This is a genomic window from Caldimonas tepidiphila (assembly GCF_003569765.1).
Taxonomy (GTDB): Bacteria; Pseudomonadota; Gammaproteobacteria; order Burkholderiales; family Burkholderiaceae_C; genus Caldimonas; species Caldimonas tepidiphila.
This window is the reverse complement of record NZ_QXMG01000142.1, coordinates 1-2442: the sequence shown is the minus strand read 5'-3', so window position 1 is coordinate 2442 and position 2442 is coordinate 1. Positions and strand designations below refer to the sequence as shown.

The 2442-nt window shown below is 61.7% G+C and carries 2 protein-coding genes and 1 pseudogene; all 3 read right to left on the bottom strand.

Translation table 11 applies throughout. From position 1 onward, the window contains the following. Window positions 1-31 precede the first annotated feature (31 nt). Window positions 32-889, bottom strand: coding sequence for an integron integrase (locus D3A59_RS24755; protein WP_119157957.1), 858 nt, complete (start codon window positions 887-889; stop codon window positions 32-34). Window positions 890-1031: 142 nt separating this feature from the next. Then, a complete protein-coding gene (locus tag D3A59_RS24750; protein ID WP_119157956.1) occupies window positions 1032-1313 on the bottom strand; it encodes a hypothetical protein in 282 nt (93 codons plus the stop codon). A 492-nt stretch (window positions 1314-1805) separates the two neighbouring features. Next, window positions 1806-2042, bottom strand: a pseudogene (locus D3A59_RS24745) (IS110 family transposase); the annotation flags it as partial. Window positions 2043-2442 lie beyond the last annotated feature (400 nt).

The window sequence follows — 2442 nt, the reverse complement described above, 5'->3', positions numbered from 1 at the left end:
TGCACCTCGGCCGCGCACCGCTTCGTCCTCTTCAACTCACCGGGGGTGAATAGATACGCACATGGGGCGAGCAGGGCTTGGAAATGCCGGCGCCGTGCGCGGCGGCGGCCAGCGCCCGCTGCACGCTCGACTCGAGCAGGTGATGCCGCCGCTCGCTTCCTGAGCGGGGATCGATCGAGCGAGCGTTGCCCGGGAACACGTACTGCCATCCCCAGGCCCGCGCGGCGCGCGGATACTTCGCCGCAAGCGCATCCGGCAGCCAGACCTCGCCGAAGCCGGCCTCCAGATCGCGCCGGTGCACGGCCTGGGCGCGCTGCAACTGCTCGCGCAGCGGCAGCAGGAGGTTTTCCGGCAGGACGGTGACCCGGTCCTTGTTTCCCTTGCCTTCGCGCACGACGATCTCGCGGCGCTCGAACTCGACGTCCTTCACGCGCAGCCGCAAGCCTTCCAGCAAGCGCATCCCGGTGCCGTAGAGCAGCGAGCAGACGAGCCACATCGTGCCGTTCAACTGCTGGAGCAGGTCGCGCACCTCGCGCTGCGTCAGCACCACCGGCAAGCGCCGGCCTTTCTTTGCCTGCACGATCTCTCCCAGCCAGGGCAGGTCCTGCTCCAGGACCGCCTTGTAGAGAAACAGCAGGGCCGACTTGGCCTGGTTCTGCGTGGAGGCGGAAACCCGGCGCTCCACAGCAAGGTAAGACAGAAAGGCCTCAACCTCGACGACACCCATGTCACGAGGGTGCCGCTTGTCATGAAAAAGCACGAATCGTCGCACCCAGTCCACATATGCCTGCTCGGTGCGAAGGCTGTAATGGCGCAAACGGATTTCCTGCCGAACCCGGTCCAGCAGACGGGGAGGAGCTGCGGAAGGGGTTGGCGAGGAAGGCTCCATCCGCAAAATTTTAGTCAGCCTAACGCAGGCACGCTCTCCCCCTAGAACTAGGGAGTCTTCCCAGGGAAGAAGGCATGCTTCACAATGGTTCACAAATTTTTAGGCTGCAGATGGCGGTAGGTGAAGTGCAGTCTAATTAACGTTAGCCCTGAATGCGCGGATGCAGTTGCACGACCTTGCCCGAAGCTTTCCCGGCCGCAAGCGCGCTGTCCACGGGCGGCAAGCAGCCGTCCCAAACTTCGGTGCGCAGCCGGGTCATGATTTCTTCGCAGGCGAGCTGATAGCCGGCCTGGAACTGCGTCGGCATGTCTGCATCCTTGCCTCCAATCGGAAGTGCCGCAACGGCCTCAACGATCTTCTGCGCGCGCAGTTGCTCCAAGGCTTGTGCCAGTTCGAGGCATTCGTCTGCTGTCGCTTCTTTCATGTCGTTCTCCAGATTCCCGGCTAACCGGACCGTTCGAGCGCACCCGCCCGGCGTGCGGCGCTCGTTTGTTTCTCCCCGCCGTGCCGCCGGTCGGGGCGCTCAACTCAGACTACAAGGGCTTCCCCCGCACGCAAGCAATAACCCTCCTTGAGGATTCGCGCAGCGAATCCTCAAGCCTATTTCCCAGCCATTCCACCTGTGGCGCTTCGCCTGCCCAGCGTCGATCGGAGAGTCAAGGTGCGGACTGAACAACTACAACCGGCCCCTGATGCAGCTCTTGATGCTGCCGGCCCTGATAAAAGACGCGCGCGGGGGCTCCCTTCGTTAGCCGAGGCCGCCCCAAGGGGCACCTCCCAGAGTTAAACGAGCTCTTCCCGCGCAGGTCTGACCTTGATTCATCAACGCTTTCAACGTCCCGCGGTGGTGGATTCGGTGTCCGTGTGCTGTCGCTCCTGCTTCAGTGATTCGCGCTTGCTCGACTCGCCCCCGGGCTCACGCCGGCTCGGCCTTGAACTCCTCGCCCTTGGCCAGCACCGCCCAGGCCAGCCTCGCGTTCTTCGCCGCGATGGCCACGACCGCCTTCCAGTAGCCGCATCGCGCCTCCAGCGCCTTGGCCCAGCGGCTCAGCCGGTCCTTCTTGTCCGCCGCACTCGCCAGCACCGCTCTGGCGCCGAGGATCAGCAGCGTCCTCAGATAGCTGTCGCCCGCCTTGGTGATGCGCCCCAGCCGTTAGGCATATAGTTAGGCATATCACACTTCACTGAGGATTGAACATTGTTTACGCACATCCGGTACATGGCTCTTGCGCTAACCCTAGTTGGCACGAGTACTTTCCCCAATACACCTAGCTCCTTCGATATTTGGATTCCGACAGGCTGGAGACTGATTTCAACTGCAACCGGCGATCTTAATCGCGATGGAATTGAGGACGCAGTGCTAGTGTTGGAGGAAACGAACCCCAAAAATATCAAGCCCAATGATGGGCTTGGACCACCTACCCTCAATTTTAACCCTCGCCGCTTACTGGTTTTAATCGGCACATCTAACGGCTATCGAAATGCCCTCAGTAGAGGCTTTGTTGCGCAAATAGATTGAGAGCGAGATTCCCCTGACCCCGGACGGAGTTATG